The 15,449-nt window shown below is 60.0% G+C and carries 13 protein-coding genes and 4 tRNA genes; 2 read left to right on the top strand and 15 right to left on the bottom strand.

Features of this window, described 5'->3' with window-relative positions; translation table 11 throughout:
• Window positions 1-71: 71 nt before the first annotated feature.
• Both ACNQP3_RS09485 and ACNQP3_RS09480 read right to left on the bottom strand, forming a co-directional pair.
• Window positions 72-851, bottom strand: a complete 780-nt coding sequence (locus tag ACNQP3_RS09485; protein WP_264316964.1) for a CHAD domain-containing protein — start codon at window positions 849-851, stop codon at window positions 72-74.
• 14 nt (window positions 852-865) lie between these two features.
• The gene (locus tag ACNQP3_RS09480) at window positions 866-1,144 is read right to left on the bottom strand and encodes a lipoprotein (protein WP_003250254.1); all 279 of its coding nucleotides are present in this window, start codon (window positions 1,142-1,144) and stop codon (window positions 866-868) included.
• A gap of 178 nt (window positions 1,145-1,322) precedes the next feature.
• Here ACNQP3_RS09480 and ACNQP3_RS09475 point away from each other — a divergent pair, with 178 nt between their 5' ends.
• Complete coding sequence (locus ACNQP3_RS09475; RefSeq protein WP_012271567.1) at window positions 1,323-2,363, top strand: patatin-like phospholipase family protein; 1,041 nt, start codon at window positions 1,323-1,325, stop codon at window positions 2,361-2,363.
• Between the two features lie 82 nt (window positions 2,364-2,445).
• Here ACNQP3_RS09475 and ACNQP3_RS09470 read toward each other — a convergent pair whose 3' ends face one another.
• The 11 genes from ACNQP3_RS09470 to ACNQP3_RS09420 form a co-directional block, all read right to left on the bottom strand.
• A complete protein-coding gene (locus tag ACNQP3_RS09470) occupies window positions 2,446-4,317 on the bottom strand; it encodes a SurA N-terminal domain-containing protein (RefSeq protein ID WP_060514157.1) in 1,872 nt (623 codons plus the stop codon).
• A 181-nt stretch (window positions 4,318-4,498) separates the two neighbouring features.
• Entirely contained in the window at window positions 4,499-4,771 is a 273-nt protein-coding gene (locus ACNQP3_RS09465) for an HU family DNA-binding protein (protein ID WP_012271565.1), read from the bottom strand.
• 152 nt (window positions 4,772-4,923) lie between these two features.
• Window positions 4,924-7,320, bottom strand: a complete 2,397-nt coding sequence (gene lon, locus ACNQP3_RS09460) for an endopeptidase La (protein ID WP_012271564.1) — start codon at window positions 7,318-7,320, stop codon at window positions 4,924-4,926.
• Between the two features lie 164 nt (window positions 7,321-7,484).
• Window positions 7,485-8,768 (bottom strand): ATP-dependent Clp protease ATP-binding subunit ClpX, encoded by a 1,284-nt coding sequence (gene clpX / locus ACNQP3_RS09455; protein ID WP_012271563.1) that lies wholly within the window; start codon window positions 8,766-8,768, stop codon window positions 7,485-7,487.
• 108 nt (window positions 8,769-8,876) lie between these two features.
• Entirely contained in the window at window positions 8,877-9,518 is a 642-nt protein-coding gene (gene clpP, locus ACNQP3_RS09450) for an ATP-dependent Clp endopeptidase proteolytic subunit ClpP (RefSeq protein WP_264316963.1), read from the bottom strand.
• A gap of 91 nt (window positions 9,519-9,609) precedes the next feature.
• Window positions 9,610-10,923, bottom strand: coding sequence for a trigger factor (tig, locus tag ACNQP3_RS09445; protein ID WP_012271561.1), 1,314 nt, complete (start codon window positions 10,921-10,923; stop codon window positions 9,610-9,612).
• A 248-nt stretch (window positions 10,924-11,171) separates the two neighbouring features.
• Complete coding sequence (locus ACNQP3_RS09440; protein WP_012271560.1) at window positions 11,172-11,471, bottom strand: DUF6388 family protein; 300 nt, start codon at window positions 11,469-11,471, stop codon at window positions 11,172-11,174.
• 244 nt (window positions 11,472-11,715) lie between these two features.
• Window positions 11,716-11,791 (bottom strand) — tRNA-His (locus ACNQP3_RS09435).
• 44 nt (window positions 11,792-11,835) lie between these two features.
• Window positions 11,836-11,920, bottom strand: a tRNA-Leu gene (locus tag ACNQP3_RS09430).
• Between the two features lie 52 nt (window positions 11,921-11,972).
• Window positions 11,973-12,048 (bottom strand) — tRNA-His (locus tag ACNQP3_RS09425).
• 41 nt (window positions 12,049-12,089) lie between these two features.
• Window positions 12,090-12,166 (bottom strand) — tRNA-Arg (locus tag ACNQP3_RS09420).
• A gap of 270 nt (window positions 12,167-12,436) precedes the next feature.
• Here ACNQP3_RS09420 and folD point away from each other — a divergent pair.
• The gene (gene folD / locus ACNQP3_RS09415) at window positions 12,437-13,291 is read left to right on the top strand and encodes a bifunctional methylenetetrahydrofolate dehydrogenase/methenyltetrahydrofolate cyclohydrolase FolD (protein ID WP_003250234.1); all 855 of its coding nucleotides are present in this window, start codon (window positions 12,437-12,439) and stop codon (window positions 13,289-13,291) included.
• Window positions 13,292-13,387: 96 nt separating this feature from the next.
• Here the strand turns inward: folD and ACNQP3_RS09410 are convergent, their stop codons facing one another.
• Entirely contained in the window at window positions 13,388-15,127 is a 1,740-nt protein-coding gene (locus tag ACNQP3_RS09410) for an ABC transporter substrate-binding protein (protein ID WP_012271558.1), read from the bottom strand.
• A gap of 39 nt (window positions 15,128-15,166) precedes the next feature.
• Complete coding sequence (locus tag ACNQP3_RS09405; protein ID WP_264316962.1) at window positions 15,167-15,439, bottom strand: DUF2160 domain-containing protein; 273 nt, start codon at window positions 15,437-15,439, stop codon at window positions 15,167-15,169.
• Window positions 15,440-15,449: the final 10 nt, after the last annotated feature.

Raw genomic sequence — 15,449 nt, 5'->3', positions numbered from 1 at the left:
GCTCCTGCCTGCAGCGAAAAAGGTCTGCCCATCCTAGCCAGCAAACCTCGGGGGATCAGCCCGCATTTCGGTCATTTTTCGGGCTGGCGCCGCGCCAGCGCCCGTTGCAGGGCATCGAGGGTCACATCCGATTGGCGCTCAGCCTCGTGCAGCTCATGCTCCCAAGCCGCCTTGCAGGGGGCCAGGTCGGCATGATCGCGCACTTGCAGCAGCCATTGCAGGCGGTCGTGCCAGTTGCCAAGGTCGCCCTGCGCCTGCTTCAGCAAACGCTGCAGTTTCTTGCCTGCATGGTTGAGCTGCGGGTATGCCTCATCGCCATAGCGCGCACGCTTGATCAGCAAACGCAGCCGATGACGATCGTGGGCCGGGTCCTGCAGCGCTTCGTTCAACCTGCGCCATTGCTTGACCAGGCGTTTGTCGATGCGCTTGCCCAGCGACTTGACCAAACCCTCACGGCCTGCCGCACGCAAAAACAGTGGAAACGCGTCGACAATCGCCAGCACCCTTGCCAGCTGTGGGCTAGCAGCGACACTGGCGAAGATTCTGTCACGCCCCTGAAGGCGCCGCTGGCCGGCCGCGGTTTGGCCGCGCCCCATCAGCTCAGCCGCCAGCACCTCGCGATCACGCAGCGGCGTGGTCAGGGTACCCAGCGCGCTGGCGGCATCTTCCAGTTGCTCCACGCCAGGCAGGCCGCGCAGCGGCCGCAGCAGGCTGCGCAGCCGGCGCAAGGTGATACGCAGGTCGTGCAAGGCCTCGCTGTCGGTATTGGCAGCCAAGCGCTCGCGACAGGCCAGCAGGCGCACCTGCACGGCCAGAATCTGAGCTACGACATGATCGAGCATGGCAGACATTGGACGCTCCTTGGTCAACGCCCGGCGCGCGATTCACGAATGTAGAAGCGCGCCTTTTCAGCTTTGCGGGTACAGCTTTCGTAACCTTCGAACTGCTGCTGGGTCTTGGCCCCGGTGAGCAGCGACAAAGCCTTGGAATAGCTCACGGCACCGGCAAAGCCTTCGGCCTTGGCCAGGTCCAGTTCCTTCCAGGCGGCATCCAGCTGGGTCGCGCAGCTGTCACGGTAGGCCGTCTTGCCCGCACAGCCGGCAAGGGCCAAGGCAATCAGTGGAAGGCAGATCCAGGCTTTCATCAGTAATACCTCAATGGAAAATTCGGTGGCTGTTCGACGCCCCGGCAGCTGAAAAGTGCCCTGCCCGGCCAGCGGGCTCCGGCCGGTTTTAATACAGTAGCTCAGCGCGATCTACATTGAAGCACAGGCAGCGATGGGTGCATTGTAGGACCATGGTGGCAATGGCCGGGGAATGTTCATGAGTAAACGCGTAGCGCTGGTACTGGGATCGGGCGGAGCCCGGGGGTATGCACACATCGGCGTCATCGAGGAAATCGAGCGCCGCGGCTACGACATCGCCTGTATCGCCGGCTGCTCCATGGGCGCGGTGATTGGCGGCATCTACTCCGCCGGCAAATTGGACGACTACCGCAACTGGATCGAAAGCCTGGATTATCTGGATGTATTGCGCCTTGTAGACGTCAGCTTTCGACTGGGTGCCATTCGCGGCGACAAGGTGTTTGGGCAGATCCGCAAGATCGTCGGCGAAATCAACATTGAGCAACTGCGTATTCCTTACACAGCAGTGGCCACCGACCTCACCAACCAGCAGGAAATCTGGTTCCAGGAGGGCTGCCTGCATCAGGCCATGCGCGCCTCGGCAGCCATCCCCAGCCTGTTCACACCGGTGATGCAAGGCAACCGCATGCTGGTCGACGGAGGCATCCTCAACCCCTTGCCAATCGTCCCGGTGGTGTCCAGCCATTGCGACCTGATCATCGCGGTCAACCTCAACGCCACCAACCAGAAGCACTATCAGTTGCCGGTGATCGAACGCCCGGCGGCATTCAAGATGCGTTTTGATGCTTTGTTGAGTTCACTGGGTTCACGCTTGCCGTTTCGGCGCAAGCCGGCCGAGGAGCTGATACGCATCGAGCAGGAGATCGTCGCCGAAGGGCTGGCTCCACCCAGCCCATGGCTGAACGATGCCGCCGACCCGGAAAGCCAGCAACCGGCGGCGGCACCGGAGCGCGAGGGTGCACCGAAGTCGGCTACCGGTTCGTTCATCATCGATAACGTGGGGCCTGCTTCGCTGCTGGACCTGATCAACCAGAGCTTCGAGGTCATGCAGACCTCGTTGGCACAGTACAAAATCGCCGGCTATCCGCCAGACGTGCTGATCAACGTGCCTAAACGGGTCTGCCGGTTTTTCGAGTTCTACAAGGCGCCGGAGCTGATTGCTCTAGGGCGGGAGATTGCGCGGGATACGCTGGATAACTATGAAGGGGTGAAGCGCTAACACGATGACCGTGCATGCCTTCACGTGAACCGAAATGAAACAGGCCGCACGAGGCGGCCTGTTTGTTCATGCAGCGATCACCTTAGTAACGGGTGATATCCGCATTGGCTTCCAGCTGCTTGCGGTAGGCCGCGAAGTCCTGCTGGCCAGCACGCGACGCAAGGTAGCGGCGGATCTGCTGCTTCTCTTCGTCGGTGGCAGTTGCGCCTTCGTTGACGCCCTTGAGCTGCAGTACTACCAGGCTACCGTCGCGCAGCACTACGCTGCCATAAACCGGCTTGTCCTTGGCTTGCGGCTTGCCCAGGCGGAACAGCGCCTGCAGCTCGGCCGGGTCAATGCCGTCCTCACCACGGGTAACTGCTTCATAAGCTTTCCAGCCTTGCCCTTCATGCACGCTACCTGCTGCGATGGAACCATCACGCAGGCCGGCAATCAGCTTGTCCGCCTTGGCCTTGAGCTCGGCAGTCGCCTTCTCTTTGGCCAGGTGTTCGCTGATGTTCTTGGCCACAGCTTCCAGCGGCAATTGCTCTGGCTTGCGGTGCTCCTTGACACGCAGCACTACAGTGGTTTCCGGGTCGAGTTCGATGGCGGTGCTGTTGGCACCCTCATCCAGCACTTCTTCGGAGAACGCGGCCTGCACCACTGAACGGTTGGCCGTGATGCCCTCACCGCCTTCGCGGCCAAACGCTGCAGAGGTGTGCACCTTGAGGTTCAGGTCCTGGGCCGGCTGGGCCAGGTCGGAAGCCTCGTAGGCTGCATCCTGCAGTTGCTTGCTGGCGTCGACATAACGCTGCTCGACCAAAGGAATCTTCAGGTCGCGGGTCAGCTTGTCCTTCAGGCTGGCGAAGCTCGGTACTTCTGGCGCCTGCACGCCCAGCAGCTTGATCAGGTGGTAGCCAAACTCGGTACGCACCGGCGTCGATACCTGGCCATCCTGCAGCTTGTAGAGCGCGTCTTCGAAGGCTGGGTCGTATACACCCGGGCCGGCAAAGCCGAGGTCGCCGCCGTTGTTGGCCGAGCCTGGGTCCTGGGAGAACTCCTTGGCCAGCGCGGCGAAGTCTTCACCCTTGGCCAGGCGCTGCTCGATCTCTTCGGCGCGGGCCTTGGCCTGGGCTTCGGTGACCTTGTCGTTGACCTCGATGAGGATGTGCGCGGCATGGCGCTGCTCGGCGAGGTTGGCGATTTCCTTCTCGTACTGGGCCTTGAGTTCTTCGTCGGTGACCTTGACCTGGTCGAAGAACGCCGACTTCTTCAGCTCGATGTAGTCGATCACTACTTGGTCAGGCGACATGAACTCCTTGGCGTGCTGGTCGTAGTGCGCCTTCACCTCTTCTTCGCTGACCTTGACCGCGGCCGGGTCGGCCTTGAAGGTCAGGGAGGCGAAGTCGCGCGTCTGCTTCTCGAGGCGAGCAAAGGCGTCAACCTGCTGATCGGTCACGAAGCTGCTGCCAGCCAGGCCGGTGCGCAGCTGGCCGATGAGCATTTCCTCGGCGAGCATCTCGCGGAACTGCATGCGACCGTAGCCCATCTGGCGGATGACCTGGTCGAAACGGTCGGCACTGAACTTGCCGTCCACCTGAAACTCCGGCGTCTGCAGGATCACCTGATCAAGCGCGGCCTCGGAGAAGGCGAACTTGGCATCTTCGGCGCCTTGCAGCAGCAGCTTGCGGCTGATCAAGCCCTTGAGGGCCTCTTCACGCAGCAATTTGTCATCCAGCAGCGCTGGGTCGAAATCCTTGCCCAACTGTTGCATCAGCTGACGGCGCTGCATGTCGGCCGCCTGGCTCAGCTCGTTCTGGCTGATGGTCTGGCCGTTCACCTTGGCGGCGTCCTGGCTATGGGTGGCGGCCTGAAAAATGGCTTCGAAGCCGGTCAACGCCATCAACACGACGATAAGGCCGATGATGGTCTTGGCAATCCAACCTTGTGAATTGTCCCTGATATTTTGCAGCATGCGTCCCCCAGAAACGGCTGTACCACTGCGTCGACAACCGCGGAGCGTGGGTAGAATCCTGATAAAAGAAAGGCGCATCCGAGGATGCGCCTTTTCTTAGCAAACGTGTCAGGCGGGAACGTTTGCGCCCCGCCGTCACCGTGCTCGGACCAGGCCAGGCCGGGTCCGGCTGAAAGACGACTTAGTTGACGGCGTCTTTCAGGCCTTTGCCTGCCTTGAAACCTGGAACCTTGGCGGCTTCGATCTTGATCGCCTTGCCGGTTTGCGGGTTGCGGCCGGTACGCTCGGCGCGATCCTTGACCGAGAAGGTACCGAAGCCAACCAGTACTACATCGTCACCTTGCTTCAGGGCGCCGGTGACGGATTCGATGACTGCATCCAGCGCACGGCCGGCTACAGCTTTCGGGATGTCTGCAGATGCGGCGATAGCGTCAATCAGTTCCGACTTGTTCACTCTAAGTCCCCTTATTTCTCTATTGAGTTTGTTTCTAAGTATGTAATGAAAAGCTTATGAAACGTGCGCTGGGTGGCCTGTTGACAATAGCGTGCCGCTTTATAGCAAGGCCCCGAAAAAACTGTCAAGGAAAGCCCCCCAGCCAAAAACTACTAATGCGTGCTGATTCTTTCCTTAGCATCGCCGTCGCGCTTTTCATCTTTCGCGACAATCTCAGGAGCCACATCTGGCAAGGGCTCCGGGGCGTATTGCAGCGCAATTTGCAGGACTTCGTCAATCCATTTGACCGGTTTGATCTGAAGATCCTGTTTGATATTTTCCGGAATCTCCTTCAGATCGCGAACATTTTCCTCTGGAATGATCACCGTCTTGATCCCGCCACGGTGTGCCGCCAGCAGTTTTTCCTTCAGCCCGCCAATGGCCAACACCTGGCCACGCAGGGTGATTTCGCCGGTCATGGCCACGTCGGCACGTACCGGAATCTGCGTCAGCGCCGACACCAGCGCGGTGCACATGCCGATACCGGCACTTGGGCCGTCCTTCGGCGTGGCGCCTTCAGGCATGTGGATGTGCACGTCGTGCTTCTCGTGGAAGTCGGCTGCAATCCCCAGGCTGCGGGCGCGGCTGCGAACCACGGTCTGCGCGGCGGTGATCGACTCGACCATGACATCGCCCAGCGAGCCGGTCTTGATCAGTTGGCCTTTGCCGGGGATGACCACGGCCTCGATGGTCAGCAGTTCGCCGCCAACCTGAGTCCAGGCCAGGCCGGTCACCTGGCCGATCTGGTCCTGCTGCTCGGCCAGGCCGTAGCGGAACTTGCGCACGCCCAGCAGATGCTCCAGCTGCTCGCTGGCCACCTTGACCTTGACCTGCTTCTGCCCGGTATGTTCCTTGACCACCTTGCGGCAGACCTTGGCGATTTGCCGCTCGAGGCCCCGCACACCGGCTTCGCGGGTGTAGTAGCGGATGATGTCGCGGATCGCCGAGACGTCGACTTCCAGCTCTTCCTTCTTCAAGCCATTGGCCTTGACCTGCTTGGGTACCAGGTACTTGACCGCGATGTTGATCTTCTCGTCCTCGGTGTAACCCGGCAGGCGGATGACTTCCATCCGGTCGAGCAGCGCCGGCGGGATGTTCATCGAGTTCGAGGTGCACAGGAACATCACGTCCGAAAGGTCGTAGTCGACCTCCAGGTAGTGGTCGTTGAAGTTGTGGTTCTGCTCCGGGTCGAGCACTTCAAGCAGCGCCGAGGCCGGGTCGCCGCGCATGTCGCTGCCCATCTTGTCGATTTCATCGAGCAGGAACAGCGGGTTGCGCACCCCCACCTTGGTCATCTTCTGGATCAGACGGCCCGGCATGGAGCCGATGTAGGTACGGCGGTGGCCGCGAATTTCGGCCTCGTCACGCACACCACCCAGGGCCATACGCACGAACTTGCGGTTGGTGGCGGCAGCGATCGACTCGGCCAACGAGGTCTTGCCGACGCCGGGTGGGCCGACCAGGCACAGCACCGGGCCGCGGATTTTCTTGACGCGTTTCTGTACGGCAAGGTACTCGAGGATACGTTCCTTGACCTCTTCCAGACCATAATGGTCGGCGTCGAGGATTTCCTCGGCCTTGGTCAGGTCCAGGCGCACCTTGCTCTGCGCCTTCCACGGCACCTGCACCAGCCAGTCGAGGTACGAACGTACCACGGTGGCCTCGGCCGACATCGGCGACATCTGCTTGAGCTTGTTCAGCTCTGCCTGGGCCTTGGCCAGGGCATCTTTGGGCAGGCCAGCGGCTTCGATACGCTTTTTCAGCTCTTCGACTTCGTTGTGGCCTTCATCGCCATCGCCCAGCTCTTTCTGAATGGCCTTCATCTGCTCATTCAGGTAGTACTCGCGCTGGCTGCGCTCCATCTGCTTCTTGACCCGGCCGCGAATGCGCTTTTCGACCTGCAGCAGGTCGATTTCGGCGTCCAACAGCGCAAGCACGTGTTCGACACGGGTAGTCAGGTCGACGATTTCGAGAATTTCCTGCTTCTGCTCGATCTTCAGGGCCATGTGCGCGGCCATGGTGTCGACCAGACGCCCAGGCTCTTCGATGCTGTTCAGCGAAGACAGCACTTCGGCAGGGACTTTCTTGCCCAACTGAACGTACTGCTCGAACTGCGACAGCAGCGTGCGCACGAACACTTCCGACTCGCGCTCGGCGGCATCGGTTTCGTCGATCAGGGAGACTTCGGCACGGATGTGCCCTTCTACTTCGGTGAAACGCTCGACGGCGCCACGCTGCTCGCCTTCGACCAACACCTTCACGGTGCCATCAGGCAGCTTCAGCAGTTGCAGCACAGTGGCAACGGTACCGACGCGGTACAGGGCGTCCTCACCCGGGTCGTCGTCGGCTGGATTCTTCTGGGCCAGCAGGAGGATCTGCTTTTCGCCCGTCATCGCTGCCTCGAGGGCTTCGATGGACTTTTCACGCCCCACGAACAGCGGGATAACCATGTGCGGGTAAACAACGACATCGCGCAATGGCAAAAGAGGCAAGTCGAGGGTGGTCTTCATGATTTCGCCTCTACAGCGGCCTTATGGCCGGAAACCGGTGGAAATGATGCTTGGACCTAATGTGGGGGCACGCCTGGGAAATTACAAGCGCTTGCGCAGGAAAAGCAGAAAGGGGCCCGTAGGCCCCCTTCTTGCTTGCAACCGATAACCGGCCATTACCTGAATCAGGCGTCTGGCGCGGCCTTGGCTTGCGGCTCGCTGTTCTCGTAGATCATCAGCGGCTGCGAGGTGCCCTCGATGACGCTCTCGTCAATCACCACCTTGCTGACCTCCTTCTTCGAAGGAATCTCGTACATGGTGTCGAGCAGCACGCCTTCGAGGATCGAACGCAGGCCACGGGCGCCGGTTTTACGCTCCAGGGCTTTGCGCGCTACGGCCTTGAGCGCATCACTGCGGAACTCGAGGTCGACGCTTTCCATCTCGAACAACTTGGCATACTGCTTGGTCAGGGCGTTCTTCGGCTCGGTGAGGATCTGCATCAACGCAGCCTCGTCCAGCTCGTCGAGTGTAGCCAATACCGGCAGACGGCCGACAAACTCCGGGATCAGGCCAAACTTGACCAGATCGTCCGGCTCGACCTCACGCAGGGATTCGCCAACCTTCTTGCCCTCTTCCTTGCTACGCACTTCGGCGCCAAAACCGATGCCACCCTTGGTGGAACGGTTCTGGATGACCTTTTCCAGGCCCGAGAACGCACCACCGCAAATGAACAGGATGTTGCGGGTATCAACCTGCAGGAATTCCTGTTGCGGGTGTTTGCGGCCACCTTGCGGCGGAACCGAGGCCACGGTGCCCTCGATCAATTTCAGCAACGCCTGCTGCACACCCTCGCCCGAAACATCACGGGTGATGGATGGGTTGTCCGACTTACGCGAGATCTTGTCGATTTCGTCGATGTAGACAATGCCCATCTGGGCCTTTTCCACGTCGTAGTCGCACTTCTGCAACAGCTTCTGGATGATGTTCTCGACGTCCTCACCCACATAACCGGCCTCGGTCAGGGTGGTGGCGTCAGCAATGGTGAACGGTACGTTCAACAGGCGTGCCAGGGTTTCGGCGAGCAGGGTCTTGCCCGAGCCAGTCGGCCCGATGAGCAGGATGTTGCTCTTGCCCAGTTCGACTTCGTCACCCTTCTTGTCACGCTGGTTCAGGCGCTTGTAGTGGTTGTACACCGCTACGGCCAGCACCTTCTTCGCGCGCTCCTGACCAATGACGTACTGGTCCAGGATGCCGCTGATTTCTTTCGGCGAAGGCAATTTGTGCGCGCTGCTTTCGGCCTGGGCTTCCTGCACCTCCTCACGGATGATGTCATTGCACAGGTCGACGCACTCGTCGCAGATAAATACCGAGGGCCCGGCAATCAATTTGCGCACTTCGTGCTGGCTTTTGCCGCAGAAGGAGCAATAGAGCAATTTGCCGCTGTCCTCGCCGTTACGGGTGTCAGTCATTCGATCGATCCAATCCGGTAGGCTTGCAACACAAGATGAAGGCAATTGCGGGCTTTTTCAAGTCCGCAGGTAGGCGCTTTCGGCGCCTACCTGCTCTGGCACCCCGGTTCAGGAGGCCAGTTGCCGCTTGTCGTAGACCGAGTCGATCAGGCCGTACTCGGCCGCGCGCGAGGCGCTCATGAAGTTGTCACGCTCAGTATCGCGCTGAATGGTCTCGAGGTCCTGGCCGGTGTGGTAGGCCAGCAGCTCGTTGAGACGCGCCTTGATGCTGAGGATTTCCTGGGCGTGGATCTGGATGTCGGTAGCCTGGCCCTGGAAGCCGCCCAGCGGCTGGTGAATCATCACCCGCGAGTTAGGCAGGCAGTGACGCTTGCCCTTGGCGCCAGCGGCCAACAGGAAGGCACCCATGCTGCAGGCTTGGCCGATGCAGATGGTCGAGACATCCGGCTTGATGAACTGCATGGTGTCGTAGATCGACATGCCAGCCGTCACCGAACCGCCTGGGGAGTTGATGTAAAGATGGATATCCTTGTCCGGGTTTTCCGCCTCAAGGAACAGCATCTGCGCCACTACCAGGTTGGCCATGTAGTCTTCTACAGGGCCCACCAGGAAGATCACTCGCTCCTTCAACAGGCGCGAGTAGATGTCGTAGGCGCGTTCGCCACGGGCGGACTGCTCGATAACCATCGGGACCAGACCGCCTGCGGCCTGGATGTCAGAGCTCTGCTGAATATAAGAATTGCGGGACATGTCCTGCGCTCACTCCCAAATAGTCATGGCTTGAATACGCACAAGCCAGCTCGAAGGCTGGCTTGTGGGGGTTTCCTACGAGAGAAGCCCGTTACTCAGCAGCGGCAGGAGCCTCAGCTGGCTTAACGGCATCTTCGTACGAGACCGACTTGTCGGTCACAGTCGCTTTCTGCAGAACAGTATCTACAACTTGCTCTTCCAGCACAACCGAACGCACTTCGTTCAGTTGCTGATCGTTCTTGTAGTACCAGGCGATGACCTGCTCAGGCTCTTGGTAAGCCGAAGCCATTTCTTCGATCATCTCGCGAACCTTGGCGTCATCTGGCTTCAGCTCGAACTGCTTGACCACTTCGGCCACGATCAGGCCCAGCACTACGCGGCGCTTGGCTTGCTCTTCGAACAGCTCGACTGGCAGCTGCTCAGGCTTGATGTTGCCACCGAACTGCTGAACAGCCTGCACGCGCAGACGATTGACTTCGTTTTCCAGCAGGGCTTTCGGCACTTCGATCGGGTTGGCAGCCAGCAGACCGTCCATGACCTGGTTTTTCACCTTGGTCTTGATCGCCTGACGCAGCTCACGCTCCATGTTCTTGCGAACTTCGGCGCGGAAGCCTTCCAGGGTCGATTCCTTGATGCCGAACTGGGCGAAGAACTCTTCGTTCAGCTCTGGCAGCACAGGTGCCGAAACGCTGTTGACGGTGATGGTGAACTCGGCGGCTTTGCCAGCCAGGTCCAGGTTCTGGTAATCCTCTGGGAAGGTCACGTTCACAACGCGCTCTTCACCCGCCTTGGCGCCAACCAGACCATCTTCGAAGCCTGGGATCATGCGGCCGGAGCCCAGTACCAGCTGGGTGCCCTTGGCCGAACCACCGGCGAATACTTCACCGTCGACCTTGCCGACGAAGTCGATGTTGACCTGGTCGTCGTTCTGCGCAGCGCGCTCGACGGCCTCGAAACGGGTGTTCTGCTTGCGCAGCACTTCCAGCATGTTGTCCAGGTCGGCGTCAGCCACTTCGGCGCTCAGGCGCTCGACGTTGATCGACTCGAGGCCGGAAACAGTGAACTCTGGGAACACTTCGAAGATGGCGACGAATTCCAGGTCCTTGCCCTTTTCGAAGGACTTCGGCTCTACAGCCGGGGCACCAGCCGGGTTCAGCTTCTGCTCGACGATGGCTTCGTAGAAGGAAGCCTGGACCAGGTCACCGAAAGCCTCTTGACGGGCGTCAGCTTCGAAACGCTGACGGATCACGTTCATCGGCACTTTACCAGGACGGAAGCCCGCAATCTTGGCGCGCTTGGCAGTCTGCTGCAGACGCTTGTTGACTTCGTTCTCGACGCGCTCGGCCGGAACGGCGATGGTCATGCGGCGCTCGAGAGCGGAAGTGTTTTCAACAGAAACTTGCATGGATATTCCTCGTTGCACAGACGTTAGCCGGCGTTAGCCCGACTCCAAGAATCAAGGGCAAGCATTCTAGTGAGTCACGCAGCAGAAGTCACCCCACTCGGGACGACGGGAAACAACGCCGGTCGATTAACTTTCAAGGCCCGCACGGCACACCGCCGGGCCTGCTTCAATAAGGGCTGCACGACACCCGAGGCGACGTGCAGCCGAAATACCTTGTCAAACAACTGCCTGTGGCGAATTCGCTTCCTTTATTCAGGATCGATTTCGTTGAACTGGCAGTACTCTTCCCATTCCAGCCCCAGCGCCTCGGCCACCTCACGGTGCGTCTCCAGACGCATGGCGTTCAGCTGCTCCGGGGTTTCGGCAATCAATTGCAGCGCCAGCTCCCAGGGCTGAATACCCTGCTCGTCGGCTGCATCCTCGAACGCCCACTCGATCTGCTGAGCCTGCTCACGCGCGTCCAGCTCACGGATCTCCTCGAGCAACTGCGGATTGGCTTCGGCAAAGCGCTGCAGCGCCAGGGCCTGACGGGCTTCTTTTGCAATCATCGTGGTGTCCTCTGCCAGCCAAACGGGCCGGTGTTTCAACCGGCTGAAATCTAACAGCTTTTATTGGGGTGTCACCAGTGGATTGCAAGGGCGAGGGATGCGATTTGGCGGGAAGGGGCTCGCCACGACATTTTCGGCGCCTCTGAGATCGAGCGCCGACGCACCCAAGGCATACAACCACAGCCACGCAGAACCCAAAACAAAAAGGCGCCCGATCTCACGATCAAGGCGCCTTTCAAGAATATGGGGTGGACGATGGGAATCGAACCCACGACAACTGGAATCACAATCCAGCGCTCTACCAACTGAGCTACGCCCACCATATTGCGGTCTTGCGATGTTGCGGTACAACCTTACAGAAGCATGGTGCGGACGAAGAGACTCGAACTCTTACAGCTTGCGCCGCTGGAACCTAAATCCAGTGTGTCTACCAATTTCACCACGTCCGCGTAACGCTTAAAACAAAGGCGCCAGATGCTATCGAGGCGCCCTTGAAGAATATGGGGTGGACGATGGGAATCGAACCCACGACAACTGGAATCACAATCCAGCGCTCTACCAACTGAGCTACGCCCACCATATTGCATTACTGCCTACTTGCTTGCCAAAGCTGCCTAATGGCGCACCCGGCAGGACTCGAACCTGCGACCATCCGCTTAGAAGGCGGATGCTCTATCCAGCTGAGCTACGGGCGCTTAAGCTTGAAGCCTAACCGAACAAGACGTTAACAAGTAATTGTTAAACCATTCATTCTGCCCGACTTAGCCAACCAGTGCTAGGCTGTGCCCGACAAGTGCGGCGAATCTTATAGGCGACCCCGAAAGTCGTCAACACCTTTTTAAAAAAAATTTAAATTATTTAAGGGCTTAGGGGATTTGCCCGACCACCCGCCTTTGCCCTTGGCCCATGTCGTGCGAGAATGCGCGTTCTTAATTGTTTCCTTCTCGATGGTTAATCACGCGTCTATGACTGCACACCTAATCGATGGCAAGGCGATCGCCGCCAGCCTGCGCCAGCAGATCGCTCAACGTGTCGTGGAGCGTCGCCAGCAAGGCCTGCGTACGCCGGGCCTGGCGGTGATCCTGGTCGGCACCGACCCCGCCTCCCAAGTCTATGTTTCGCACAAGCGCAAGGACTGCGAAGAGGTCGGCTTCATTTCGCAGGCATTCGACCTGCCCAGCGAGACCACGCAACAAGCCCTGACCGAGCTGATCGACCGCCTCAATGATGACCCGGCCGTCGATGGCATCCTGCTGCAGCTGCCACTTCCGGCGCACCTGGACGCCTCGCTGCTGCTCGAGCGCATTCGCCCGGACAAGGATGTGGACGGCTTCCATCCGTACAACATTGGCCGCCTGGCCCAGCGTATTCCGCTGCTGCGTCCGTGCACGCCAAAAGGCATCATGACCCTGCTGGAAAGCACCGGTCAGGACCTGTACGGCATGAACGCCGTGATCGTCGGCGCGTCCAACATCGTTGGCCGCCCGATGGCCATGGAATTGCTGCTGGCCGGCTGCACCGTGACTGTCTGCCACCGCTTCACCAAGGACCTGGCCGGCCATGTAGGCCGTGCCGACCTGGTGGTGGTGGCTGCCGGCAAGCCGGGCTTGGTCAAGGGTGAGTGGGTCAAGGAAGGCGCCATCGTCATCGACGTGGGCATCAACCGCCAGGAAGACGGCAAACTGGTTGGCGACGTGGTCTACGAGACCGCCCTGCCGCGCGCCGGCTGGATCACGCCGGTGCCGGGTGGCGTCGGGCCGATGACCCGGGCGTGCCTACTGGAAAACACGCTGTATGCGGCAGAAGAGCTGCATAAGTAATACCGCGTGATGTGAAAACGGCACCTCTGGCAGGTGCCGTTTTTTTTGCCTGTGATTTTTCGGTGGCTGCACCGCCTCTTCGCGATGTTCAGCCAATCACTTCCTGGCCGCCTCCCACGACTTCAACAGTTCGTTGTAGCTGACCGTCTCGCCTTTGGGCTTTTCGTTGGCCAGCTTGGGCTTCGGTGCACCCGGCTGGTCGAACCAGTACTGTGCGTCCTTCTCTGGGTTCAGCTTCGGTGCACAGGTCGCCTGGGCATTGGAGCGTTGCAAGCGTTCCATCATGCGATCCTGGTCGCGGGCCAGGCCATCCAGCGCCTCCTGCGGGGTCTTCTCGCCACTGGCCACTTCGGCAATATGGCTCCACCACAACTGCGCCAAGCGCGGATAGTCCGGCACGTTGGTGCCGGTTGGCGTCCACTGCACCCGCGCCGGGCTGCGATAGAACTCGACCAGCCCACCGAGCTTGGGCGCCAGCTCGGTCATGGCCTGGGAGTTGATGTCCGACTCGCGAATCGGCGTCAGGCCGACGATGGTCTTTTTCAGCGACACGGTCTTGGAGGTGACGAATTGGGCATACAACCATGCCGCCAGCCGTTGCTTCTCGGGGGTGGACTTGAAGAACGTCCACGAGCCGGTGTCCTGGTAGCCCAGTTTCATCCCCTCCTCCCAATACGGCCCCTTCGGCGAGGGCGCCATGCGCCACTTCGGTGTGCCGTCGGCATTCACCACCGGCAAGCCGGGCTTGGTCATGTCGGCGGTGAACGCGGTGTACCAGAAGATCTGCTGGGCGATGTTGCCCTGCGCCGGCACCGGGCCGGCTTCGGAGAAGGTCATGCCCTGGGCTTCCTTGGGCGCGTAGGCGCGCATCCAGTCCACATACTTCTGCGTGGCATAGACGGCGGCCGGTCCATTGGTGTCGCCGCCACGGGTCACGCTGGAGCCCACCGGATGGCAGTCCTCCACACGAATGCCCCATTCATCCACCGGCAAACCGTTGGGAAGCCCCTTGTCGCCGCCGCCGGCCATGGAGAACCACGCATCGGTAAAGCGCCAGCCCAGCGATGGGTCTTTCTTGCCGTAGTCCATATGGCCATAGACGCGCTTGCCGTCGATCTCCTTGACGTCTTCGGTGAAGAACTTGGCAATGTCCTCGTAGGCCGACCAGTTCACCGGCACACCTAGCTCGTAGCCGTACTTCTCCTTGAACTTGGCTTTCAGCTCAGGCCGTTCGAACCAGTCGGCACGAAACCAGTACAGGTTGGCGAACTGCTGGTCGGGCAACTGATAGACCTTACCATCAGGCGCGGTGGTGAACGAAATACCGATGAAGTCCTTCAGGTCGAGGGTCGGCGAGGTGTAGTCCTTGCCCTCGTTAGCCATCAGGTCGGTGATCGATTCGACCTTGCCGTAGCGAAAGTGCGTACCGATCAGGTCGGAGTCATTGACCCAGCCGTCGTAGATGTTCTTGTCCGACTGCATCTGTGTCTGCAGCTTTTCCACCACGTCGCCTTCCTGCAGCAGGTCGTGGGTCAGCTGGATGCCGGTGATCTCGCTGAAAGCCTTGGCCAGCACCTTGGACTCGTATTCATGGGTCGTGATGGTTTCCGACACCACATTGATCTTCATCCCACGGAACGGCTCGGCGGCCTTGATAAACCACTGCAGTTCAGCCAACTGCTGCTCTGGGGTAAGGGTCGAAGGCTTGAACTCGCTGCCGATCCATTTTTTGGCCGCATCTTCGTACTGGTCGGCCCAGGCTGAGCCTTGCACGCTGGCCAGTACCAGCAATGCGGCCAGGGTCAAATGTCGCCTGTTGTGCTTGTTATCGAACATTGTGATCTCCCGTTTCAGTTATCCCACAGGGCCGCTCGCTCAGCCCCAGCGCAGTACCACCACCAGCCACGCCAGCGACAGCAGCGAGGCCCCCCACAATGGCCAGTCGCTGACGCCGACCACCAGCAGGTGCAGGTAGGCGCTGGCCAGCAGGCCGATGAACAAGCGGTCACCACGGCTGGTGACCAGCGGCAAGAAGCCCCGTCGCTCCACGCACGGGCGACGCAGTTCAAGCAGGGTCATGCTCAGCAGCAGCATGCCTATGGCGACGAAAAACAGCGCCGTCGGCAAGGTCCAGGCCATCCACTCCATGCGTCGCCCT

The organism is Pseudomonas sp. LFS074 (assembly GCF_047978165.1).
Taxonomy (GTDB): domain Bacteria; phylum Pseudomonadota; class Gammaproteobacteria; order Pseudomonadales; family Pseudomonadaceae; genus Aquipseudomonas; species Aquipseudomonas putida_P.
The sequence above is the reverse complement of the archived record's forward strand: the minus strand, read 5'-3'. Positions and strand labels throughout refer to the sequence as shown.